A 22878-nucleotide genomic window follows, 5' to 3' on the forward strand; every position below is an offset into this window, starting at 1 on the left:
GTAGTGCCGGCCGCTGGGCCGGCACTCCTCCTGTGACTCAGTACACGTCGCGGCGGTAGCGCCCGTTCTCCAGCAGCGTTTCCACCGCGTCATCGCCCAGTGCGGCGCGCAGCACCTGGTCCACGCCTTCGGCCATGCCCTGCAGCGAGCCGCAGACGTGGATCACCGCGCCACGCTGCATCCAGTCGCGCAGCACATCGGCGGCGGCGTGCAGGCGATCCTGCACATAGCCACCTCCGCCATCGCGCGAGAACGCCAGGTCCACCCGCGCCAGATGGCCCTGCGCCTGCCAGGCCTCGATCTCGTCGGCAAACAGCAGGTCGTGCGCGCGCTGGCGCTCGCCAAACAGCAGCCAGTGCCCGTGCTCGCCTGCATGCGCGGACTCGCGCAGCAGGCTGCGCAGGCCGGCGATGCCGGTGCCGTTGCCGACCAGCACCATCGGCGCGGCAGGCACGCGATGGAAACCGGGATTGCGATGCACGCGGGCCACGACGCTGGCGCCGATCGGCGCATGCAGCGACAACCAGCCCGAGCCCAGCCCGACGCGACCGGCGGCATCATGCACCAGCCTGACCACCAGCTCCACCTCGCCGTCGTTCGCGGCGGAGGCGATCGAGTACTCGCGGCCGGGCAGCATCGGCAGCCCGGACAGCCACAGGCAGGCATCCTGCACGGGCAACGCGGCATCGGCCTCCGGCAGCTCGCGTTCGCTGGCCAGCGCCAGCAGCGTGCGTGGCGCGCCGTCAACCAGCAGCGGCTGCAGCGGATCCAGTCCATGCGCTTTCAGCACTGCACCCGCATGCCGCGCATTGTGGCGGGGCGCGATATGCAGGATGTCACCGGCCTGCCACTGCACATCGGCCGGGGCGGCAAGACGGATACGCCAGATCGCGCCGCCGACGCTGCCCGGGTTGAGGCGGTCGCGGCCGAGCAGGCGCCAGTCGTGCATCCGCGTCGCCGGCGGCAGCACACTGTCATCGGTGGCGATGCCGGTCAGTGCGCCCAGCTGCAGCTGCCACTGGCGCAGGGCCGGCACCGAGGCGGCATCGACGTCGATACGCGCGAACAGTGCGCGTGCACCGTTGCCGGTCAGCCAGCCATCGACCTGGCGGCCGAAGCCGCAGTAGTGCGGATACTGGCGATCCCCCAGCGCGAGCAGGCCGAACTGCAGTCCCGACAGGTCCGGTGCCTGCGCGAGCAACAGGCGTGCTGCGCGCCGGGCCGCATCCGGCGGTTCACCGTCGCCGAAGGTGCTCAACACGAGCAGGGCCTGCGAGGTGGCCTGCAGCTTCGCGGCATCGATGCGCGACAACGGCAGCACCTGTACCGCGTAACCGGCCGCCTGCAGCTGCGCGGCCGCACGCCATGCGAGCTGTTCGGCCAGGCCGCTCTGGCTGGCATGCACTACCAGCCACGGTGCGCCATGGCCTTCGGTGGCGGCCGGCATCGGCAGCGACTGGCGCAGCCCGCGTGCCGCGCGTTGGCTGCGTCGGCGATCCAGGTACAGCATCCAGCCGGTGATGAAGAACAGGCTCATGCCCAGGCTGCTGAGCATCACCACCACGCGCCCGGGCAGGCCGAAGTAGCTGCCCGAGTGCAGCGCGAACACGCTGGTGGCCAGCTGGCCGCCAGCGCCCTGGCGATCGTAGGGGCGGGAATCGAGCACCGCGCCACTGGCCGGGTCCAGCTGCAGCAGATCGTGGGCGCGATCGTGGTGACCACCACGCTGCGCTGGATCACCGGCCATCACCCGCACGTTCAGCGCCTGGCCCGGTTTTTCCGGCAAGCGCAGGTCGATGAAACCGCTGCGCACGCCAGGCAACGCATACAACGTGGCTTCGACGCGTTGCAGGTCCAGCGGCGCATCGATGGCCACCGTGTGCTTGGCCGCCGGCGCGACGCCCAACACGCTGTTGGCAGCGCTGCGGTACCAGTCGAACGACCACCACAGCCCAGTCAATGCGCTCATCAGGTAGATCAACAGCACCCAGGTGCCGACCACCGAATGCAGGCTCCACAGGAAACCGCGGCCGCTGCGTTTCCACTCCACCGCCAGCCAGCTGCGCCAGTGCCACCAGCGCCGTGGCCAGCGCAGGTAGAGCCCGGACAGGGTGAAGAACAGCAGCGCGATCGCACAGCTGCCGGTGATCCACTTGCCGCGTTCGCCGGCAGCGAGATGGCGATGCAGGTCTTCGACGAAATCGAAGAACGCCTGGCCGCGCAGGGCACTGAAGCGCTCACCGCTGTACGGGCCGAAATACACCCAGTGCTGCTTGCCGCCGGCAAAGCGCGCGACCGATGGCCGCTGCCCGGTGGCGTCGACGCGCAGGCGTTGCAACGGGCGTTCGCTGCCGGCCTGCAGCCGCGGCACCAGCTCGCTGAGCGCGAGCGGAAGCTGGCTGTCGGCGTGGTGTTCGGCGATGGCCGCAAAACCGGGGTTGGCCGCACGCAGCAGTTCGTCCTCGAAGGACAGCACGGCACCACTGAGGCCCATCACGGCCAGGATGGCACCGGCGGTAATGCCCAGCAGCCAGTGCACTTGGAACAGGATGTTCTTGAACATCGAAGGAGGAGGGCCTGGAAGGCTGCCGCCCGCATCCTGCGTAACAGCAAATGAGAATTAGTCGCGGAATTTTCCGTGGCCCCCTGGCTGCGGTCAAGCGGGGGGTATCGGCCGGGCTGCGCCCGGCACCTGCCGAGGCAACGTCAACGTCAACGTCAAAAGCGGGCTATCCGTGGGATGGCGGGGTGGGTCCGGTTGCGGGGGACGCCGTAAATACGTCCCTGTAGGCTCGGTCGCGCCATCCATGGCGCTCACGCCCCCGCAACCGGACCCACCCCGCCTTCGACAGATTCTCGCGACCTGCCGTAGATCCACGCCATGCGTGGATGCTGTTCGTTCAATTGTCGAAATATTTGATTTCGATGGAGATTCATCCCCAACAGCCGCCGGAATCTGTTAGAGGTGGGGCGGTGTCGGAGTGCGGGGTGTCAGCCGCATGGATGCGGCTGCCAAGCTTACAGAGACGTACTTGCAGCGTCCCCGCACTCCGACACCGCCCCGCCATCCCACGGAAAGCCCGCTCTTGCTGTTGAGGTTGCCGGCCAGCGGCCGGCACTACCGCGGGTGCAGGGTGCAACCCTGCTGAACCCTCACTTCACCCAGCCGTCGATCTCGCCGCGGGCGAACGGCCCCAGCTTCGCCTTGACCATCCGCCCCTGTGCATCGAACAGCACGCTGTAGGGCAGCAGGCCCTGCGCATTGCCCAGCTGTACGCTGGCATCGCGCGGGCCCGGGGTCTCGATCACGATCGGGTAGTCCACCGGCACCCGCTGCAGGAAACCACGCACGTCGTCCGGGGTGTCCAGCGCCAGGCCCAGCACCTGCACGCCGCTGTCGCCCTGGGTTCCGGCGAAGCGGCCCAGCTCGGGCATTTCCTCGATGCAGGGCGCGCACCAGCTGGCCCACACGTTGATCAGCAACGGGCGGCCGGCGAAGTGCCGGCGCAGATCCAGTGCGTGCCCTTCAAGGTCGGGCAGCGACAGCGCGGGCATCGGATCGCCCGCCCGCAGGGACGGTTTCGCGGCCGCCGCCGGTGGCGCGATCGATGTCGCCGGGCCCGGCGACAGTCGATGTCCGGCCCACAGGCCCAGGCCGGCGGCCAGCACCGCTGTCCACAGCAGCGCCGGCCGTTGCCACTTCATCGCGCGGTGCGCAGCAGCGCTTCCTCGACCACTGCCTGGGTCAGCAGGGTCGGCAGCACGGTCGGCGGTGCGCCGGGGCCGTACACCACGTACAGCGGCACGCCCACCGCCTTGTGCTCTTCCAGGAACGAGGTGATCTGCGGGTCCACGTTGGTGTAGTCGCCGCGCATGTACACCGCGTTGGTGCGCTTGAGCAGGTCCTTGAACTCCGGTCGCGACAGCACCGCGCGCTCATTGGCCTTGCAGCTCACGCACCAGTCGGCGGTCATGTTGACGAACACCACGCGGTTGTCGGCGCGCAGGCGGTCCAGCAGCTGCGGCGAATACTCGACCACGTTCTCGCTGGCCGCCTGTGCGGCACGCGTCGGTGCTGCCAGCTGGGTCACGCCCCAGGCCGGCACCAGTGCGCCGATGGCCAGCAGCACGCCCAGCAGGGTCACCGCGCGCGAGCCGGTCCAACGGTTACGCTCGAACAGCCACAGGCCGAAGGCGAGCAGCAGCAGGCCACCCAGCACCAGCGCCATGCCGTCCACGCCGCGCTGCTTGCCCAGCACCCACAGCAGCCACAGCGCGGTGGCATACATCGGGAAGGCCAGCACGTGCTTGAGCGTTTCCATCCACGGGCCCGGCTTGGGCAGGCGGCGCGCCAGTGCCGGCACGAAGCCGATCAGCAGGAACGGCAGGGCCAGGCCCAGGCCGAGGAACAGGAACACGGTCATCGCCTTCAAGGGCGGGGCAATGAAGGCGTAGGCAATGGCACCGCCCATGAACGGGCCGACGCAGGCGCTGCCGACCACGCAGGCCAGCGCACCGGTGAAGAAATCACCGGCCGGACCGCTGCGGCTGGCCAGCGACTGGCCGAGGTTGCCGATGCCGCCACCCAGGGTGAATACACCGGACAGGCTCAGGCCCACCGCGAACATGATGTAGGCCAGCGCCGCCACCACGCCCGGATGCTGCAGCTGGAAGCCGATGCCGACCGCGTTGCCGATCGCGCGCAGGCCCACCATCAGCGCGCCGATCACCGCGAACGCGACCAGCACGCCCAGCGTGTACCAGAGCGCATGGCTGCGCGCGCGCTGCGGGCTTTCGCCACTCTGCGCCAGGCTCAGCACCTTCAGCGACAGGATCGGTAGCACGCACGGCATCAGGTTCAGCACCAGGCCACCGGCCAGCGCCAGCAACAGCACCCAGACGAATGAACGGTCCGGGTTCGGCGTGGTCGCAGGCGGGCGCGTGCGCAGCGCGTTGTCACCCTGCGCATCGGTGGCGAATTCATTGCCTGCGCCCTCAGCGCCTGCGGCGGCCGGGCGGGCGGCTTCGTCGTTGGGCACGGTCGGCAGCAGGCGCAGCGGTGCGCCGTTGGCCGCTTCGCGCGGGGCGCCGTTGCCAGCGGCCAGCGGGCTGATCACCTCGTTGCGTGGCGGTGCCTGGTCGGCGCTGGCGTTGGCCTTGCCGGCCGGAATCGACAGCTTCACCCGGCGCGTCATCGGCGGGTAGCAGATGCCATCGGTCTGGCAGCCCTGGAAAGTCACCACCAGGGTGCTGTCGACTGCCTCGCTGACGGTACGGCGCAGCGGCAGCGGCACTTCCACCTGGTTGAAGTACACCGAGACATCGCCGAAATGTTCATCGCGATGCGACTGCGCGGCTGGCCAACGCGGCTTGTCGGCCAGCACGCCCGCGCTGCCTTCCAGCTTCAGCGAGGTGCGGTCGCGATACAGGTAGTAGCCCGGCGCCGGACTGAAGCGCAGCAGCAGGGTGTTGCCATCGCTGGCAATGGCATCGAAGCCGAAGGCCTGTTCCGACGGCAGTGGCAGCGCCTGGCTGTTGCTGGCCGCACCCGGCAGGCGCAGGCCGCCCGTGCTGCCGGCGCCGGCCAACGGATTGTTGAACGGGTTGCCGGCACTGGTACGCGCCGCGGGTGCCGCAGCCTGCGCACCGCCACCCGGCAGGGTGACCTGCACCACGCGCTTCTGCGGCGGGTAGCAGACACCGGCATCGGCGCAACCCTGGTAGCGCACTTCCACGCTGATGGTGCCGGCCGCATCGGTGGGTGTGCCGGGCAGGGTGGCCTGCAGGCGCTCGCGATAGGTCTCGACCTCGCCGAAGAAATCGTCGTGGTGCCTGTCGCCCTTGGGCATCTGCAGCGCGCCGGCGTTGAACGCCGGGTCGGCCTTGACGCTGGTACGGTGGCGATACAGGTAATAGCCCGGTGCGATCTTGAACTGCAGCTGCACCTGGCCACGTTCGGGGGCGGTGGCGGTCAGCGCGAACGCCTGGTCCACCGGCAGCAGGTCCTTCTCATCCAGCGCGAAGGCCGGCAACGAGAGCCACAACAGGGCGCACAAGGCGGCGCCACGCGCAAACAGAGTCTTCAATCAGTGTCCTCCCGGGTCTGTGCCCGGATCCAGTCCAGATACGCCGGCAGGCCGGCCCGGGTTTCGACCGCGATGCACTCCGGGAGTTCATACGGATGCAGTTCGACGATCCGGGCAATCGCATCATCGACGCGGCTCGCGGTGGTTTTCACCAGCAGCTGCAGCTCGCTGTCGGTGGTCACCTCGCCCTGCCAGCGGTAGGTCGACTGCGCGCCATCGAGTCGGGTCACGCACGCGGCCAGGCGCTCGCCGACCAGCGCGTGCGCGATGCGCTCGGCACTGGCCCGGTCCGGGCAGGTGGTCAACAGCAGCAGGACGGGATCGACGGTCGACATGACCGTCGAGTATAGGGCCGCCGCCGGGCCAGGGCCCGGCGGCGGCAGTGGACCGCTGCGTTGCGCGGTCAGTTGGCCAGCTGGCAGGTGGCCGGCTTGGCCGAGGTGAACAGGGCCGGGGTGGCCCACTCGGGGTGGTCGATGAACGGGTTGCGGTTGCCCTGGAACGAGTAGATCACGTCATTGCGCGAGCGCTCGGCATCATCCGGCGGGTCGGACAGGTGCCAATCGATCAGCGTCGACAGCAGGCCCATATAGGCCGGCGAGCTGCTGGTCTTGACGATCTTGCTGCGGTCATCGGTCAGTTCCAGGTCCGGCTCGGACTGGCCGGTGGCCGCATCCTTGCCGCCCTCGTAGCGGATCGCCATGTACATCACCGCACGCGCCATGTCGCCCTTGCGCTTGCCCCACACCTCGAACGTGCCGGCGTTGCCGTCCGGCGTGCGCACCCAGTTGGAATTGCCCGGGTAGCCGCCGCTGCCACCGCCCTGGCCGTTGTTGGCCTCGGTGGCGCGCTCGCCGCAGTTGGCATCGCACTTGGCGAACGGCTTGTTGCCACGGTCGGCGTTCCACTGCGCGTCGGTCAGGTACAGCATGTGGGTGTCGGTGTAGGGCGCGTATGGCAGGCCCTTGTCACCGGTGGTGCTGGCAAAGCCCAGCGAGTTCGGCCAGGTGTGCTCGCGGTTGTACTTCAGGCCACTGCCGCTGCCGGCGCGATCGGTCACCTTGGCGTAGCTGCGGTTGCGGTACGCGTCCAAGATCCTGCCGCTGTTGTTCGGATCCTCGTCGGCGATCTCCAGGATGGTCCAGGTGCTGGTGCCCGAGCCGCTGTACGGGTAAGCGGTATGGCCCTTGATGGTGGCATGCAGCGAGCAGCGCAGCTGGCTGGGGCTGGAGGTGTTCACCTTCGAGTAGTAGCCCGCCGGCACGCCCGGGTTGCCCGGGTCGGGATTGCCGCCGGGGCTGGCCACGGTGAAGGCGATGCGGCTGTCGGCGGCCGGGCGCGCGCCCTGCAGGTCGGTGATGCGTGCGGCGCGGATGTCGAAGCGGCACGCTTCACCGGCCAACAGCGCGGTGTTGGTGGACAGCTTCACGCTGCGGCCGCTGGCCGGGAAGGTCAGCGGAACACTGCCGGAGGTGCCGCAGCTCAGCGCGAAAGCGCCGCTGGCCAGGTTCACCGTCTCGCTGAACACCACTTCCAGATCGGCGGCGGCCGGGAAGGTGGTGCTGCCCTGCGCCGGGGTGGTGGTGGACACCGATGGCGGCGTGTTCGGGCCCGGCGTGCCACCGCCGCTGAAGGTCTGGCCGTTGTTGCAGCTGCCGAACGTCTGTCTGGCCGACTCGGCCCAGGTGAAGTGCGCGTACTGGCTGCCACTGCCGGTCAGCTGCAGCGAGGTGCCCGGCGCCGTGCTGTTGGTCTCGGCCACCGGAATGTTCTGGCTGGTCATGCCAGCGGCGGGGCCACCGGAAGCGGTGATGGCGCCCTCGTAGCTGAGGAACTGGACCACCTTGCCGCTGGCGTCGACCAGGGCGATGCCGTCGTTCGGGCCGTTCTGGAGGCCGTTGGTCGGGTAATTGACCACCGCGATGGTGGCGCTGCCGCAGCCGGCGGCGGTGCCGGCCGGCACCGGGTTGTTGGCGTAGACCACCGCGGCCGAGGCGTTGGCGCCGTTGTACAGGTACAGGCGGTAGCCGGACAGGTCCTCGCCGGCGGTGGCCACGACCTCGATCGCTTCGCCGACGTCACCGGCCGGGGTGCTGTCGTCGTAGTGCAGTTCGTTGATGAAGACCTCGGCCTGGGCCGGCGCGGCGGCCAGCGCCAGCAGGCAGGCGGCGGCAAGCGGGGACAGCAATCGCATCGACTACTCCTTGTGATTGGGAATGCGCGGCCGAGCCTAAGGCCGATCCAGTGACACTTTGTCGTAAATGAACGTCAGATATCTGACAGTGCGACGCGGATCACCAAATGTCGAGGATTCCCCGGTGGCGATGCGGCACCGCACGCGATGCGGGATCTTCACGCGGACGTTGATGTCCGGCTCCGGCGCGATGAAATTTTTTCCGGAGGCGGCCTTGAAAGGTCCTGGGCCAGCTCCATCTCTGTCCTGCTCCCGATTCATCGGGCTTTTTCGCGAGCAATGCTGGCAGTCACCTGGGGTGAGTGCTAACATCGCCAGACTTTTTCAGACCAATCAATAACTTAAGAGGTCTCTCATGAGCATCAAGCCGCTGCACGACCGCGTTGTGGTCAAGCCGATCGAAGCCGACGAAATCTCCGCCGGTGGCATCGTCATTCCGGATTCGGCCAAGGAAAAGTCCACCAAGGGTGAAGTCGTGGCCGTCGGCCCGGGCAAGCCGCTGGACAACGGCAGCGTGCGCGCGCCGTCGCTGAAGGTCGGCGACAAGGTCATCTACGGCCAGTACGCCGGCAGCTCGTACAAGAGCGAAGGCGTCGAGTACAAGGTCCTGCGCGAAGACGACGTGCTCGCCGTCATCGGCTGAGCCTCGGCGCGACCTGCTTTCCTGTAAGACATCCCCTTTCGTCGCCGGGCCCGGCCCGGCGCAAACATCGAGGTAATCGCAATGGCTGCCAAGGATATTCGTTTCGGTGAAGACGCCCGTTCGCGCATGGTGCGCGGCGTCAACGTTCTCGCCAATGCCGTCAAGGCCACCCTGGGCCCGAAGGGCCGCAACGTCGTGCTGGAAAAGAGCTTCGGCGCTCCGACCATCACCAAGGACGGCGTCTCCGTCGCCAAGGAAATCGAACTGGCTGACAAGTTCGAGAACATGGGCGCGCAGATGGTGAAGGAAGTTGCTTCGCGCACCAACGACGACGCTGGCGACGGCACCACCACCGCCACCGTGCTGGCCCAGGCCCTGATCCGCGAAGGCGCCAAGGCTGTGGCCGCCGGCATGAACCCGATGGACCTCAAGCGCGGTATCGACAAGGCCGTCGTGGCCGCTGTTGCCGAGCTGAAGAACATCTCCAAGCCGACCGCCGACGACAAGGCGATCGCCCAGGTCGGTACCATCTCGGCCAACTCGGACGAGTCGATCGGCCAGATCATCGCTGACGCGATGAAGGAAGTCGGCAAGGAAGGCGTGATCACCGTTGAAGAAGGCTCGGGCCTGGACAACGAGCTGGACGTGGTCAAGGGCATGCAGTTCGACCGCGGCTACCTGTCCCCGTACTTCATCAACAACCAGCAGTCGCAGACCGCTGACCTGGATGACCCGTTCATCCTGCTGCACGACAAGAAGATCTCCAACGTCCGTGACCTGCTGCCGGTGCTGGAAGGCGTCGCCAAGGCCGGCAAGCCGCTGCTGATCGTTGCCGAAGAAGTCGAAGGCGAAGCGCTGGCGACCCTGGTGGTCAACACCATCCGTGGCATCGTCAAGGTCGTGGCCGTCAAGGCTCCGGGCTTCGGCGACCGTCGCAAGGCGATGCTGGAAGACATGGCCGTGCTGACCGGCGGCACCGTGATCTCCGAAGAAGTGGGCCTGTCGCTGGAAAAGGCCACCATCAAGGACCTCGGCCGCGCCAAGAAGGTGCAGGTTTCCAAGGAAAACACCACCATCATCGATGGCGTGGGTGACAAGGCTGCCGTCGACGCACGCGTCGGCCAGATCAAGACCCAGATCCAGGACACCTCCTCGGATTACGACCGCGAGAAGCTGCAGGAACGCGTTGCCAAGCTGGCCGGCGGCGTTGCCGTGATCAAGGTCGGTGCCTCGACCGAAATCGAAATGAAGGAAAAGAAGGATCGCGTCGACGACGCCCTGCACGCTACCCGTGCAGCCGTTGAAGAAGGCGTGGTCCCGGGCGGCGGCGTTGCCCTGGTCCGTGCGGTCACCTCGCTGGCTGGCCTGAAGGGTGCCAACGAAGACCAGAACCACGGCATCCAGATCGCCCTGCGTGCGATGGAAGCTCCGCTGCGCGAGATCGTCGCCAACGCCGGTGAAGAACCGTCGGTCATCATCAACAAGGTCAAGGAAGGCACCGGCAGCTTCGGCTACAACGCCGCCACCGGCGAGTTCGGCGACATGCTGCAGTTCGGCATCCTGGACCCGACCAAGGTGACCCGTTCGGCGCTGCAGAACGCTGCCTCGATCGCTGGCCTGATGATCACCACCGAAGCCATGGTTGCCGAAGCTCCGAAGAAGGACGAGCCGGCCATGGGTGGCGCCGGTGGCATGGGCGGCATGGGTGGCATGGGCGGCATGGACTTCTAAGTCCACGCGCTCCCGAAGCAATGAAGAACCCCGCCGCAAGGCGGGGTTTTTTTGTGGGCCGCATCGGGTGGACGCCGCCGCTGCGCCTGGCCTCCACCCACGCCCAGAGGCGTCAGCGGCACAGGGCGCGGCGATCCAGCCAGATCCTGGCGATGAAGAAGGTCGGCACGCCGCCGTACAGCAGGCCCTTTACCCACGGCAGGCCCGACTGGCCTGCGATCAATGCACCTGCGGCCATGCCGATCAGTCCGATGGCTGCCGCTTTGCGCTGGCGCTTCAACTGCTGCGCCTGCGCCTGCTGCTGCGCGGCGATCTCGGCGCGCCGGTCGTCCGGCTGCATGACGGCGCTGGCAATGGTTTCCGCTTGCGAAGGGGTCATGCTGGGATCCAGAAAGAGACTGATGTGGTTCTTATAGTGGGCCGACCGCCAAGATCACGTAAACGCTCTGGCATCGCAGGTGGCTTGGCAGGCGGCTTGACCCGATCCCATTCATTCGATTTATGATTAGGCGCCTAATCATCAGGGTTTGAAGCATGTTCGAAGCCAAGCATGATGCCTTGCTGGACGAAGCGCAGCGCCGCGGCCACAGCAACGTCGCGCAGCTGCGCCTGTGCTTCCAGCTGCTGTCGCTGTCCTCGGCGATCGACCACGACTGCGCCACCCGGTTGGCCCCGCATGGACTCAGCGAAGGGCGCTTCATCGTGCTGTTCCTGCTGCATGGGGCGGGTGGCACGCTGCCGCCGCATGCGCTGGCCGAGCGCGCGGGGGTCGCCCGCGCCACCATCAGCGGCCTGCTTGATGGCCTGCAGCGCGAAGGCCTGCTGCAGCGTCGCAGTGATGCCGAGGATGGCCGCCGCCTGCAGATCGTACTGACCGCAAAGGGCACGCGCCTGGCGGAAACCCTGTTCGAACGGCATACGCAGTGGATCGGTGGCCTGTTCGATGGCCTGGATGCGTCCGAGCAGCAGCAGCTTTCGCAGCTGCTGCACAAGGTCTGGCTGCACACCGACGCCGGGCGCGGGAGCAGGGCATGAGCGCGATGACCACGCAACGCCTGCACGCGCTCAACAGCGGCCGCGTTGCGACGACCCATCTGGCCGAGTGCCTGGCGGTGGACTTCGGTGAGTTGCTGCGGTGCGTGGCGCCGTCGCTTGAACCGGCAGCGCTGCAGCGCATGTGCGACGCTGCAGGCAAGGGCATCACCCAGCGCATGGCCCTGGCCGCGCAACTGCTGCGTGAGGCGGGGCAGGGCGCGCCTGCGCTCTGGCAGCATCACAACTCCGATACCGTGCGCGGCTGGGCCTGCTACCTGATCGGCAGTGATGCCCGTGCAACCTTGGCAGAGAAGCTGCAGCAGATGCGCACGCTGGCCGATGACCCGCACTTCGGCGTGCGCGAATGGGCGTGGCTGGCGTTGCGCGCGGACATCGTTGCTGCGCCGTTGCAGGCGCTTGAGCACCTGCGCCCTTGGACGCAGGAAGCATCGCCGTACCTGCGCCGGTTCGCCTGCGAAGCACTGCGCCCGCGCGGTGTCTGGGCCACGCATGTCGCGCTGTTCAAGCAGCATCCGCAACAGGCATTGCCGCTGCTGGAGGCACTCGCCGACGACCCCGAACGCTACGTGCAGGACTCGGTCGGCAATTGGCTCAACGATGCCGGCAAGACGCAGCCGCAATGGTTGCGTGACCTGTGCGTGCGCTGGCAGCACGAGCACCCCAATGCTGCCAACGCCTACATCCGCAAACGCGCATCGCGCTCGCTGCGGTAGCGCCGGCCACTGGCCGGCTACCCCGGACCATTCAAGCGGGCATGGCACATGCGCCTGTCACCCAGACACGGTAAACAGTGCATTGCCCATGTCCGTCCGCAGGGAAGTTGATCATGCAGAGCACGCTCCAGGTCACGCTGTTCGGTCCTCTGGGTGAAACCCCGGCGTTGCAGCTGCCGGAACACGAGGGGCCGTCGGTGGCCATTCCCGAAGCGGTGCTGCGGCGGCTGGTCTCCGATCTCTACACCGCGCGCTCGCTGCTCAACCCCGAGCAGCTGGATGAGGCCAGGCAGGAGCTGGGTCGGGTGCTGGAGCGCTGGGCCGACATCCATGAAGGCCTGCTGCTGGATGTGGAAGTGCATGGCAGATGAGCGACTTCGTGTGGTTGCCGCCGCACGGGCCGGGCCGGCGCGCACCTCGCTGAACCGCGTCCCCAGTTGCGGATGAAACATTTTGCACTGCGCAAAAGCTGTGCTATCAATACACCCCATGAACGCAGCCGCCACCCGCTTTTACTGGTATTACTTTCCGAAGCCTCTGGCGGAGGAAGGACTGCGCTCACCCTGAAGAAAGCTTCAGACGCATTCCCGAAAGCCGCCAGCGAACCTGGCGGCTTTTTTCATGCCGCCACGCTGGGGACCCCCAACGTTCCGGAGAACCCCCGCAATGCCCCCGCACACCGACGACCTGCGTATCCGCACCATCGAACCGCTGACACCGCCTGCCCAGCTGCTGGCGATGCTGCCGTGTGACGATGAAGCCTCCGACACCGTCAGCGCCTCGCGCGCGGCCCTGCACCAGATCCTGCATGGCCGCGACGATCGCCTGGCCGTGGTGGTCGGCCCGTGCTCGATCCACGATCCGCACGCTGCCATCGAGTACGCCCAGCGCCTGAAGCCACTGCGCGATGCGCTGGCCGGCGAACTGGAAATCGTCATGCGCGTGTACTTCGAGAAGCCGCGTACCACGGTGGGCTGGAAGGGTCTGATCAACGACCCGGACCTGGACGGCAGCTTCAGGATCGACAAGGGCCTGCGCATCGCCCGCGGCCTGCTGCGCGACATCAACAAGCTTGGCCTGCCGGCCGGTGTCGAATTCCTCGATGTGATCTCGCCGCAGTACATCGCCGACCTGGTGGCCTGGGGCGCGATCGGTGCACGCACCACCGAAAGCCAGGTGCATCGTGAGCTGGCGTCCGGGCTGTCGTGTCCGGTCGGCTTCAAGAACGGCACCGATGGCAACGTCAAGATCGCTGCTGACGCGGTGGGGGCTGCCTCCAATCCGCATCATTTCCTGTCGGTCACCAAGCAGGGCGGCACCGCCATCGTGTCGACCACCGGCAATCCGGATTGCCATGTGATCCTGCGCGGCGGCACGCAGCCGAACTACGACGCAGGCAGCGTCGCCGAGGCCTGCCAGGCGCTGGCCAAGGCCAAACTGCCGACCCGCCTGATGATCGACGCCAGCCACGCCAACAGCCTGAAGAACCCGGACAACCAGCCGAAGGTGATCGACGACATCGCCGTTCAGCTGGAAGACGGCGAACAGCGCATCGTTGGCGTGATGATCGAGAGCCATCTGGTCGGTGGCCGCCAGGAACTGGTGGAAGGCCAGCCGCTGGTCTACGGGCAGAGCATCACCGATGGCTGCCTCGACTGGGATACCACCGTGACGGTGCTGGAGCGACTGGCTGCGGCCGTGCGCGCCCGTCGTGAAGTGAAGGTGTCCGAAGCCGCCTGATGGAAGCCGCTTGAGTGCGGCACGTGTGTGGATGGTGGCCAGCGCCTGCGGGGGTGCGGCCGCGATCAGGGCCGGTCGGAGTTGGAGGCCGGCCCATCTGCACCGGCGATGCGCCTGGCGCTGCGCATGAGCGACAGCGCCAGGTACATCGCCGGGGTGGCAGGATCCACCGCCTGCGTGGATGCCGCCCTTTGTAGCGTCGAGCCATGCTCGACCATCGCGCGAAGCGCGGGCGATGCAGTAGATCCACGCCATGCATGGATATCGACAAGCCATGCGACAGGATTTCGGAAAAGTTGTATGGAGTCTCTCTGCGGGTTGGGCCGAAGATCAAGGTCCCACCCGCACTGGACGCCATCAATGCATGTCTTCCCTGACGACAGTCCGCAGAGCGTGAAGTCCCGCTCGATCTCCCGTGAGGCGGCCGTGGCGCTTGTACGCTCGAGGGGAGGTGGGATTGCCGAGAGGATGGTGTCGGTCATCGAGGACTGGTTTGAGCCCTCTTCTGCTTCGAAGACGGCTGACCTGCTTGCGGAGCTTGATGAAAGAATCGAAAGCTATCGCCACCAGGGAGATCAGACGCTTCTGCGTACTACCCTCAAAGCACGGGCGATGATCGCGGCATCTGCCGACAGAGAGCCGGATGAGCGCGAATCCGTGTTCAAGGTGGTTCCCGCCGCCTCCCTCGTCGGCAATTGGAAGTCGGACTGCAGAACGCACTGCGTGATCGTCGATGGCGATCTGTGCGTGGAGGGAGTGCTGGCGCTCAACGATGTGAATGAGGCACTTTGTATGATCATTCTTGGAAACCTCAAGACCCGGAATCTTGAGTGTGGTGGCTGGCTGTTTGTACGGGACGATCTCGACTGTGAGCATCTCCACGCTTGCTCGCTCAACGATGGAATACTGGCCGTCGGCGGAAACGTCAGCGTGCGGACCTTTCTCGAGGCAGGCACCTATACGCATGTGGAGGGCGATCTCCGGGCGCTGTTCCTTTCCACCGTTCGGAACGAGATCGTTGTTGAAGGCCAGATCCACTCCCCGGAATTCAATAGAAGATCAGAGCCTGACTACCTGTCTGGATGGGTTGATCCCGGGTTGCTTGAAGAGATCGAAGTCGATTGCAGCAACGGTGGGATCCCATGGAATGTCTATCCGTCAGAGGCCTACCGGCGGCGCATCCTGGCAGGGGAGAGCCCGATGAGTGTCAACCTGCAGGGTTGAACCACGAGGCCCCACGCCTGGTACACAGCATTCAATGCACCTCGTCGTGGTACACGAACTTCGGCATTTCCCAGCGGTAGTGGATCGCCAGCAGGCGCAGCGCGAAGCCGCCGCCGAGGCAGCACAGGATCGCGGTCGCGTCGGCCACGCCCCAGTGCAGCAGCAACAGGTACACCGCGCCGGTCAGCAGCGAAATGATCGCGTACAGCTCCTTCTGGAAAATCAGCGGCACCTCGTTGCAGAGGATGTCGCGCAGCACGCCGCCGAACGCGCCGGTCAGCATGCCGGCGATCAGCACGATGGGCGTGGCGTGGCCGGCCTCGCGCGCGATCGAGCAGCCGATCAGGGTGAAGGCGATCAGGCCCAGCCCGTCGAGCACCAGGAAGGTGCGGCGGAAGTGGTGCATCCAGCGCGCCACCCAGGTGGCGATCAGCGCCGCGCACACGGTGAAGGCGAGATACTCGGGATGCTTCACCCAGCCCAGCGGATAGTGGCCGAGCAGGATGTCGCGCAGCGAGCCGCCGCCGAGGGCGGTGACGCAGGCGATCATGACCACGCCGAACAGGTCCATGCGGCGGCGGCCGGCGGACAGCGCGCCGGTCATGGCTTCGGCGGAAATGGCGATCAGGTAGATGATGGACAACAGCATGGGGCAGGCTCCGGGCGCGGTGGGGCCGGCCATGCGCGACTACCGCCACTGCCTGCGCAATGACGGGATGACGATGACCGGTGCCGCTCCCGCTGTCCTTTTGCCTGAGAGTTCAGCGGCGTTGGCCGCGTGCCCCTTCGGCGGATCGTCCCGGGCGTGCCCGGTGACCTCTCTCCAGCTCGGCGAGTCGAATGCATGGTTGGTGGGATTCCAGCCCACCGGCCTGAGCGATCATGGGAGCCTGCGCCTTCGGCGGGCGCCAGCGCGGCGCCTCTCTCCTGCATTCGGGCGCCAGTATATCCGCTGCAGTGCAGCACGGCATAATCCGGCCATGGCCCCGTCCCTCCGCCCGTGGTTCCTGTACCTGCTCGAATGCCGCGATGGCAGCTATTACGCCGGGATCAGCACCGACGTGGAGGCACGCTTCGCTGCCCACCAGGCCGGCAAGGGCGCGCGCTACACCCGGGCCCGCCCGCCGCTGCGCGTGCTGGCCGTGCGCGAGTACCCCGACCGGGCCGCCGCCTCGCGCGCCGAATGGCAGCTCAAGCAGCAGCCGCGCGAACGCAAGCTGGCCTGGCTGCTGGCACCCGCCGGAACGCTGCTGTAGATCCACGCCCACGCTCGGTTCCGGCCTGCCGGCATCGCCGGACCAATAGATCCACGCCATGCGTGGATGGGCTACCCGGCCCATGCGATGATCGCCCCGCGCCCAGAGCTGGAGACCCGGATGTCCACGATTGCCCTGCTGTTCGCTCTTTCCGCATCATCAAGTCCCGCCGCCGACCCGGCCACGATCGCGGCCATCGAAGCCACCTGCCACGACTACGTCGACGGCCAGCTGGAAGCCGATCCGCAGCGCGTCGCCCGTTCCCTGCATCCGGACCTGGCCAAGCGTGCCGTGCTCGGCGATACACCCGACGAACGCCTGGGCCTGCGCCGCATGTCGAAGGAAGAGCTGGTCTCGCTGACGAAGCAGGGCGCGCTGAAGACCCCGAAGGATCAATGGGACCGCCGCTGCACGGTGCTGGACGTAACCGGCAATGCAGCCTCGGTACGACTGGAAACCCCGTGGTTCGTCGACTACTTCCACATGGGGCGCTTCGACCAGCGCTGGGTCATCGTCAATGCGTTGTGGTACCCGAAGCCGAAGGCGCAGTAGAGCCGAGCCTACGCTCGGCTTCTACACTCCGCGCGAAGTGCAGCCGAGCATGGCTCGGCTCCACAGGAACATGCACGCGGCCCTACCGCCTTGGCCGTCGGTCTTCCTGGTCATCACCGAAGATGATGCGTGCGCTGCGCTGGTAGCTCCAGTACGCCACCGCCCAGTTCAGCAGCACCACGATGCGGTTGCGGAAGCCGATCAGGAAGAACACGTGCGCGGCCAGCCAGAACCACCAGGCCAGGATGCCCGACAGCTGCAGCCGGCCCAGGTGCACGATCGCGGCCATGCGGCCGATGGTGGCCAGGTTGCCGTAGTCGGCGTACTTGAACGGACCGGGTTCGGCCTTGCCATGCAGGCGCGCGCGGATCACCTCGGCCACGTACTTGCCCATCTGCTTGGCGGCAGGGGCCACGCCGGGCACCGGCTTGCCATTGGCCTGGTTCAGTGCGGCCAGGTCACCGGCCACGAACAGTTCCGGATGATCGGGCAGCGTCAGGTCCGGTTGCACCTGCACGCGTCCGGCGCGGTCCAGCGGCACGTCCAGCGTGCGCGCCAGCGGCGAGGCGGCCACACCGGCAGCCCACACCACGGTGCGGGCCGGCACGAACTGCTCGCCCAGCTTGAAGCCCTGGCTGTCGATGTCGCTCACCGGGGTGCCGGTCAATACTTCCACGCCCAGCTTTTCCAGCTGCCGGCGCGCCTTCAGCGAAAGCACTTCAGGGAACGAGGACAGCACGCGCGGGCCGGCCTCGACCAACCGCACCTTGGCGCTGGCCGGGTCGATGTGGCGGAATTCGTTGCGCAGCGTATGCCGCGCGATCTCGGCCAGCGTGCCGGCCAGTTCGACACCGGTGGGGCCGCCACCGACGATGGCGAAACTCAGCCACGCGGCCTTTTTCGCCGGGTCCGGTTCGGCCTCGGCGCGCTCGAACGCCAGCAGCAGTTTGCGGCGCAGTGCGATGGCATCGTCCAGGGTTTTCAGGCCGGGCGCATCATCGGCCCATTGGTCGTTGCCGAAGTAGGCGTGGGTGGCGCCGGTGGCCAGCAGCAGGCTGTCGTAGTCCAGCGTGCTGCCATCGGCCATGCGGATCTGCCGGGCCTGCTTGTCGATGGCCACTACTTCGCCGAGGCGGACTTCCACATTGCGCTGGTGGCCGAGGATATGGCGCAGCGGTGCCGCGATGTCCGGCGCGGACAGGCCGGCGGTGGCCACCTGGTACAGCAGCGGCTGGAACAGGTGATGGTTGCGGCGGTCGACCAGGGTGATGCGTATGCGCTCGCGGGCCAGGGCACGTGTGGCCCAGAGACCGGCAAAACCACCGCCGACAACGACCAGGTGGGGGACGCGCTCACGACTCATCGACTCACTCCAGTGGGGGCATTGGGGGAAGCGCCTGGCATCTTCGCACGGCGGCCGCCTGTCACGTCAGCGCCCGCGTGGATCGGCGATACTCGGGTTCAGGCAACGTCCCGTGAGGAGCCCATGAGCGAACCGGAAAAGCGCATCGCCCTGTTGATCGACGCCGACAACGCGCCGGCCTCGAAGATCGACGAGGTGCTGGCCGAAGTGGCCCGCTACGGCGTGGCCAACGTGCGCCGCGCCTATGGCAACTGGAAGAGCCCGCGGCTGAAGGGCTGGGAAGCGGTGCTGCACGAGTATGCGATCCGCCCAATCCAGCAGTTCGCCTACAGCAAGGGCAAGAATGCCTCGGACATGGCGATGGTGATCGATGCCATGGACCTGCTGTACGCGCGCAACCTCGATGGATTCGCCATCGTCTCCAGCGATGCCGATTTCACCCCGATGGTGATGCGGCTGCTGACCGATGGCGTGAAGGTGTACGGCTTCGGCGAGAAGAAGACACCCGAACCGTTCGTCAACGCGTGCTCGAAATTCACTTATCTGGAGGCGCTGGGCCAGACCCACGCCAGTGTGCCGGATGCCGAACAGGCCTCCAGCGAACAGGCCTCCAACGAACCGGTCACCAACGACGATGCACGGCCGCGCAAGAGCGGTGCGGAAATGCGCAGTGACACCCGGCTGGTGAAGATGCTGCGTCGTGCGGTGTCGGCGGCCGAGGGTGAGGATGGCTGGTCGCACCTGGGCCCGGTCGGCAGCCAGATCGGCAACCAGGCGTCGTTCGATCCGCGCAACTATGGCTACGGCAAGCTGAGCGATCTGTTGGCGGCGATCGGCCTGTTCGAACTGAAGAAGGACGGCAAATCCTCCTACGTACGCGCGCTGCCCAAAAAGAACAGGTAGTGCCGGCCGCTGGCCGGCAGCGTCCAGATGCCAGATCCCGCATCCGGCACGCACACACCCACACCGATCAGGCGTATCGTTGCCGCTCGCATTGCCAGCAGGGAATACCCGCATGTTGAAGATCTGGGGCCGTCGCAATTCCAGCAACGTCCGCAAGGTGCTGTGGTGTGCCGAGGAGATCGGCCTGCCGTACGAGTCCATCGAAGTCGGTGGCAGCCACGGTGGCACGCAGACGCCGGAGTACCTGGCGATGAATCCCAACAGCCTGGTGCCGGTGATCGAAGATCACGGCCTGCCGCTGTGGGAATCCAACGCGATCGTGCGCTACCTGAGCGCGCGCTACGCGCTGGGCACGCTGTACGCCGAAGACCCGATGCAGCGCGCCCAGGCCGAGAAGTGGATGGACTGGAGCACCTCGCGGATGGCGCCGATCTACAGTGACCTGATCTGGGGCATCATGCGCACCGCGCCGGCCGATCGTGACGAAGCGCGGATCAATGCCGCCATCGTGCGTGCCGGTGACTACCTGGCGATGGCCGATGCCACCCTGGCCCGGCAGCCGTGGCTGTCCGGTGATACGTTCGCGATGGGCGACATCCCGCTGGGCTCGCTGATCTATGCCTGGTACGAACTGCCGATCCAGCGCCCGGAACTGCCGCACCTGGCGGCCTGGTATGCGCGCCTGCGCGAACGGCCGGCCTACCAGCGCGGCGTGATGTCACCGCTGACGTAAGCGGTGGCGTTGGGCGTAGCGTCGAGCTTGCTCGACTGCGTCTGGCGCACGGCAGTCGAGCAAGCTCGACGCTACGCAGTACCGGTTGCCAGACCTCAATACAGATCGGTCGGATCCACATCCAGCGACCAGCGCACCTTGCGCGCTTCCGGCAGCGCATACAGCTGCGGCACCAGCTGTGCCAGCACGCCGTGCAGTGGCGGCCGCTGCAGTGCCGACAGCAGCAGCTGCGTGCGCTGGTAACCGGCACGGCGCGGCATCGGTGCCGGCATCGGCCCGTAGGCCTCCACCACGTTCTGCTCGCCCAGCAGCTGCCGCGCCGCCAGCAGGAAGGCGTTGGCGTGCTCGACCTGCTGCGCTTCCGCGCGCATCAACGCCAGGTGCGCGAAGGGCGGGAAACCGGCGGCCTGGCGCTGGTTCAACTCGGCCTGCGCGAACGGGTGGTAACCACCGTTCACCAGGGTCTCCAGCAGCGGATGCCCGGGATGATGGGTCTGCAGCCAGACTTCGCCCGGGTCGCGTGCACGGCCGGCACGGCCGGCCACCTGGATCAACTGCTGCGCCAGTTTCTCACTGGCACGGAAGTCGGCCGAGAACAGGCCCTCATCGATGCCCACCACCACCACCAGGGTCAGCTTGGGCAGGTCGTGGCCCTTGGCCAGGATCTGCGTGCCGACCAGGATGCCGGGCCGGTCGCCCAGCTTCGCCAGCTGCTGCTCCAATGCATCGCGGCGCGAGGTCGTGCCACGGTCGATGCGCACCACCGGGAAATCGCCGAAGGCCGCAGTGAGATGTTCTTCCAGGCGTTCGGTGCCGATACCCTGCGGTTGCAGCGCCAGGCTGCCGCAGGCCGGGCATGCCAACGGTGCCGGCTGCCGTGCACCGCAGTGATGGCACTGCAGGCGCCGGCCACCGCCATGCACGGTCATCGGTGCATCGCAGCGGTTGCACGGTGCGGTCCAGCCACAGTCGTGGCACAGCAGCACCGGCGCATAGCCGCGGCGGTTCTTGAACACCAGCACCTGCTGGCCACGCTGCAGGTGCTCGCCGATGCCCGCCAGCACATCGGCCGAGAGACCGTCATGCAGCGGCCGCTTGCGCACATCCAGAATGCGTACGCGAGGTGGCCGTGCATCGCCGGCGCGCTGTTTCAGGCGCAGGTGGGTGTAGCGCCCGGCATAGGCGTTGTGCAGCGTTTCCAGCGAGGGCGTGGCGCTGCCCAGCAACACCGGAATGCCCAGTGCCTTGGCCCGCACCAGGGCGAAATCGCGCGCGTGGTAGCGGATGCCGTCCTGCTGCTTGTAGCTGCCGTCGTGTTCCTCGTCGACGATCAGCAGGCCGGCCTGCGGCAGTGGCGTGAACACCGCCGAACGCGTGCCGACGATGACCCGTGCCTCGCCGCGCGCAGCGGCGGCCCAGACGCGCGCGCGCTCGTTGTCGTTCAAACCCGAATGCAGTGCGTGCACGGCGATGCCGAGGCGGCCGCGAAACCGCGCCAGGGTCTGCGGGGTCAGGCCGATTTCCGGCACCAGCACCAGCGCCTGCCGGCCCTGGGCCAGGCACTGGATGATCGCCTGCAGATAGACCTCGGTCTTGCCGCTGCCGGTCACGCCATCCAGCAGGAACGGCTGGAAGCCTTCGGCGGCGTTGATCGCGGCCACGGCCTCGGCCTGGTCCGGATTGAGCGTGGGGCCGGGCAGCGGCTGCGCGTGCTGCGGCGCCACGCTCAGCGCAACGCGCTCGGCCAGCTCGCGCTTGGCCAGGCTGCGCGCGGCAGTGCGCCAGTCCTGCATGCGCTCGCCCAGCACGTCCTCATCCACCACGGCCTCGGCCAGCAGCTCAGCCAACTGGCGCGGGCGGCTGCCGGCGCGCAGCTTTTCACGCTGGGCGCGACCTTCGTGGGTCAGCTGCCAACCCCAGTGATGGGTCTCGGGCAGGGCCTCGCCATGGCGCAGCGGGCCGGGCAGGGCAGTGCTGAGGACCTCGCCCAGCGGTGCGTGGGTGTAGCGCGCCAGCCATTGCAGGCTCTGCCACAGCTCGCCCTGCAGCAGCGCTTGCGGGTCACACCAGGCCAGCGCCTGGCGCAGTCCCTGGCCGTCGTCGGCCTGGCCGTGGCCAACCACCACGCCGACCAGCTCGCGGTTGCCGAACGGCACCTTCACGCGGCAGCCGACCACCACCGCAGGGGCGTCGCCCTCCGGCGACAGGTAGTCGAACAGGCGCGGCAGCGGGACGGGCAGGGCGACCTGCAGGGTCGGAATCGGTGAAAGCATCGGGCCAGTGTAACGGGCCATGCGCGCACGAATGGCACGGCCGGGGGCGCCGGAGCGACGGCGGTTGAATCATAAATGTCACCTAAATATCGGTGTCCATTGGAGATTCAGTCTTATCCACATGTTCTGTGGATAACGTTGTGCGTTACCGGTCGACGGGCGCGCAGGAGGCCGATGGCGACGGCCTCACGCTTGGGTTGGTCAAAAAATCGCCACATGAGAAAATCAATATAAATCAATAAGTTGAGTGTGAAACATTGCTGAAACAGAGTGGATTCAGCTGGATGCCCCAGTTTTGCCCGAGGGGGGCGTGGTGCTGTGCACAACCTGCAGCACGAAGTGCAAGCGGGCGCAAGTCCTACGGGCGTCGATGGCCTGCCGCTATCATGCCGGCAGACCTTTGGAGTGACC

20 protein-coding genes and 2 riboswitches are annotated in these 22878 nt (G+C 67.1%); of the genes, 11 read left to right on the forward strand and 9 right to left on the reverse strand.

The genetic code is table 11. The features are described 5' to 3' along the window. Positions 1-37 precede the first annotated feature (37 nt). The 5 genes from AC5P7U_RS05085 to AC5P7U_RS05105 all read right to left on the reverse strand — a co-directional run bounded on the left by AC5P7U_RS05085 (position 38) and on the right by AC5P7U_RS05105 (position 8280). The gene (locus tag AC5P7U_RS05085; protein ID WP_495220848.1) at positions 38-2563 is read right to left on the reverse strand and encodes a PepSY domain-containing protein; all 2526 of its coding nucleotides are present in this window, start codon (positions 2561-2563) and stop codon (positions 38-40) included. Positions 2564-3153: 590 nt separating this feature from the next. Then, positions 3154-3705: a TlpA family protein disulfide reductase gene (locus AC5P7U_RS05090; RefSeq protein WP_006473095.1), complete on the reverse strand. Its 552-nt coding sequence runs from the start codon at positions 3703-3705 to the stop codon at positions 3154-3156. Further along, positions 3702-6086, reverse strand: a complete 2385-nt coding sequence (locus AC5P7U_RS05095) for a protein-disulfide reductase DsbD family protein (protein ID WP_006473094.1) — start codon at positions 6084-6086, stop codon at positions 3702-3704. Before AC5P7U_RS05095 ends, AC5P7U_RS05090 begins: the two co-directional genes overlap by 4 nt. Beyond that, positions 6083-6421: a divalent-cation tolerance protein CutA gene (cutA, locus tag AC5P7U_RS05100; RefSeq protein WP_049456835.1), complete on the reverse strand. Its 339-nt coding sequence runs from the start codon at positions 6419-6421 to the stop codon at positions 6083-6085. Before cutA ends, AC5P7U_RS05095 begins: the two co-directional genes overlap by 4 nt. Before the next feature lie 68 nt (positions 6422-6489). Further along, entirely contained in the window at positions 6490-8280 is a 1791-nt protein-coding gene (locus AC5P7U_RS05105) for an endonuclease (RefSeq protein WP_197564474.1), read from the reverse strand. 355 nt (positions 8281-8635) lie between these two features. Between AC5P7U_RS05105 and AC5P7U_RS05110 the strand changes: the two genes are divergently transcribed. Next, a complete protein-coding gene (locus AC5P7U_RS05110; RefSeq protein ID WP_006396661.1) occupies positions 8636-8923 on the forward strand; it encodes a co-chaperone GroES in 288 nt (95 codons plus the stop codon). A gap of 81 nt (positions 8924-9004) precedes the next feature. Further along, positions 9005-10654 carry a chaperonin GroEL gene (gene groL / locus AC5P7U_RS05115; RefSeq protein WP_006473018.1) on the forward strand — a complete coding sequence of 550 codons (1650 nt, stop codon included), beginning with the start codon at positions 9005-9007 and terminating at the stop codon, positions 10652-10654. Positions 10655-10766: 112 nt separating this feature from the next. Here the strand turns inward: groL and AC5P7U_RS05120 are convergent, their stop codons facing one another. Then, a complete protein-coding gene (locus AC5P7U_RS05120) occupies positions 10767-11033 on the reverse strand; it encodes a hypothetical protein (protein WP_197564475.1) in 267 nt (88 codons plus the stop codon). A gap of 155 nt (positions 11034-11188) precedes the next feature. Here AC5P7U_RS05120 and AC5P7U_RS05125 point away from each other — a divergent pair, with 155 nt between their 5' ends. The 5 genes from AC5P7U_RS05125 to AC5P7U_RS05145 all read left to right on the forward strand — a co-directional run bounded on the left by AC5P7U_RS05125 (position 11189) and on the right by AC5P7U_RS05145 (position 15387). Next, positions 11189-11689 carry a MarR family winged helix-turn-helix transcriptional regulator gene (locus AC5P7U_RS05125; RefSeq protein ID WP_197564476.1) on the forward strand — a complete coding sequence of 167 codons (501 nt, stop codon included), beginning with the start codon at positions 11189-11191 and terminating at the stop codon, positions 11687-11689. After that, positions 11686-12423: a DNA alkylation repair protein gene (locus tag AC5P7U_RS05130; RefSeq protein ID WP_308308803.1), complete on the forward strand. Its 738-nt coding sequence runs from the start codon at positions 11686-11688 to the stop codon at positions 12421-12423. Before AC5P7U_RS05125 ends, AC5P7U_RS05130 begins: the two co-directional genes overlap by 4 nt. 113 nt (positions 12424-12536) lie before the next feature. After that, on the forward strand, positions 12537-12794 hold the full coding sequence (locus tag AC5P7U_RS05135) for a hypothetical protein (protein WP_006472969.1): 258 nt from the start codon (positions 12537-12539) through the stop codon (positions 12792-12794). A gap of 295 nt (positions 12795-13089) precedes the next feature. Next, positions 13090-14163: a 3-deoxy-7-phosphoheptulonate synthase gene (locus AC5P7U_RS05140; RefSeq protein ID WP_006472967.1), complete on the forward strand. Its 1074-nt coding sequence runs from the start codon at positions 13090-13092 to the stop codon at positions 14161-14163. A 360-nt stretch (positions 14164-14523) separates the two neighbouring features. Beyond that, positions 14524-15387 carry a hypothetical protein gene (locus AC5P7U_RS05145; RefSeq protein WP_414554614.1) on the forward strand — a complete coding sequence of 288 codons (864 nt, stop codon included), beginning with the start codon at positions 14524-14526 and terminating at the stop codon, positions 15385-15387. 31 nt (positions 15388-15418) lie between these two features. On the opposite strand, the gene AC5P7U_RS05150 is transcribed toward AC5P7U_RS05145, so the two are convergent. Further along, positions 15419-16036, reverse strand: a complete 618-nt coding sequence (locus AC5P7U_RS05150) for a trimeric intracellular cation channel family protein (RefSeq protein ID WP_006472906.1) — start codon at positions 16034-16036, stop codon at positions 15419-15421. An 84-nt stretch (positions 16037-16120) separates the two neighbouring features. Then, positions 16121-16224, reverse strand: a riboswitch (glycine riboswitch). Between the two features lie 13 nt (positions 16225-16237). Continuing rightward, a riboswitch (glycine riboswitch) is annotated at positions 16238-16327 on the reverse strand. 40 nt (positions 16328-16367) lie between these two features. Between AC5P7U_RS05150 and AC5P7U_RS05155 the strand changes: the two genes are divergently transcribed. After that, positions 16368-16643: a GIY-YIG nuclease family protein gene (locus AC5P7U_RS05155; protein WP_197564478.1), complete on the forward strand. Its 276-nt coding sequence runs from the start codon at positions 16368-16370 to the stop codon at positions 16641-16643. Between the two features lie 120 nt (positions 16644-16763). After that, the gene (locus AC5P7U_RS05160) at positions 16764-17195 is read left to right on the forward strand and encodes a nuclear transport factor 2 family protein (protein WP_040006992.1); all 432 of its coding nucleotides are present in this window, start codon (positions 16764-16766) and stop codon (positions 17193-17195) included. Positions 17196-17277: 82 nt separating this feature from the next. Here the strand turns inward: AC5P7U_RS05160 and AC5P7U_RS05165 are convergent, their stop codons facing one another. Further along, on the reverse strand, positions 17278-18558 hold the full coding sequence (locus tag AC5P7U_RS05165) for an NAD(P)/FAD-dependent oxidoreductase (RefSeq protein ID WP_006472900.1): 1281 nt from the start codon (positions 18556-18558) through the stop codon (positions 17278-17280). Between the two features lie 123 nt (positions 18559-18681). Between AC5P7U_RS05165 and AC5P7U_RS05170 the strand changes: the two genes are divergently transcribed. After that, a complete protein-coding gene (locus AC5P7U_RS05170; RefSeq protein ID WP_005419652.1) occupies positions 18682-19461 on the forward strand; it encodes an NYN domain-containing protein in 780 nt (259 codons plus the stop codon). Positions 19462-19573: 112 nt separating this feature from the next. Further along, positions 19574-20194, forward strand: a complete 621-nt coding sequence (locus tag AC5P7U_RS05175) for a glutathione S-transferase family protein (protein WP_006472896.1) — start codon at positions 19574-19576, stop codon at positions 20192-20194. 95 nt (positions 20195-20289) lie between these two features. Here the strand turns inward: AC5P7U_RS05175 and AC5P7U_RS05180 are convergent, their stop codons facing one another. Then, complete coding sequence (locus AC5P7U_RS05180; protein ID WP_495220861.1) at positions 20290-22467, reverse strand: primosomal protein N'; 2178 nt, start codon at positions 22465-22467, stop codon at positions 20290-20292. Positions 22468-22878 lie beyond the last annotated feature (411 nt).

Source organism: Stenotrophomonas sp. YJH_SMC_57 (genome assembly GCF_059369755.1).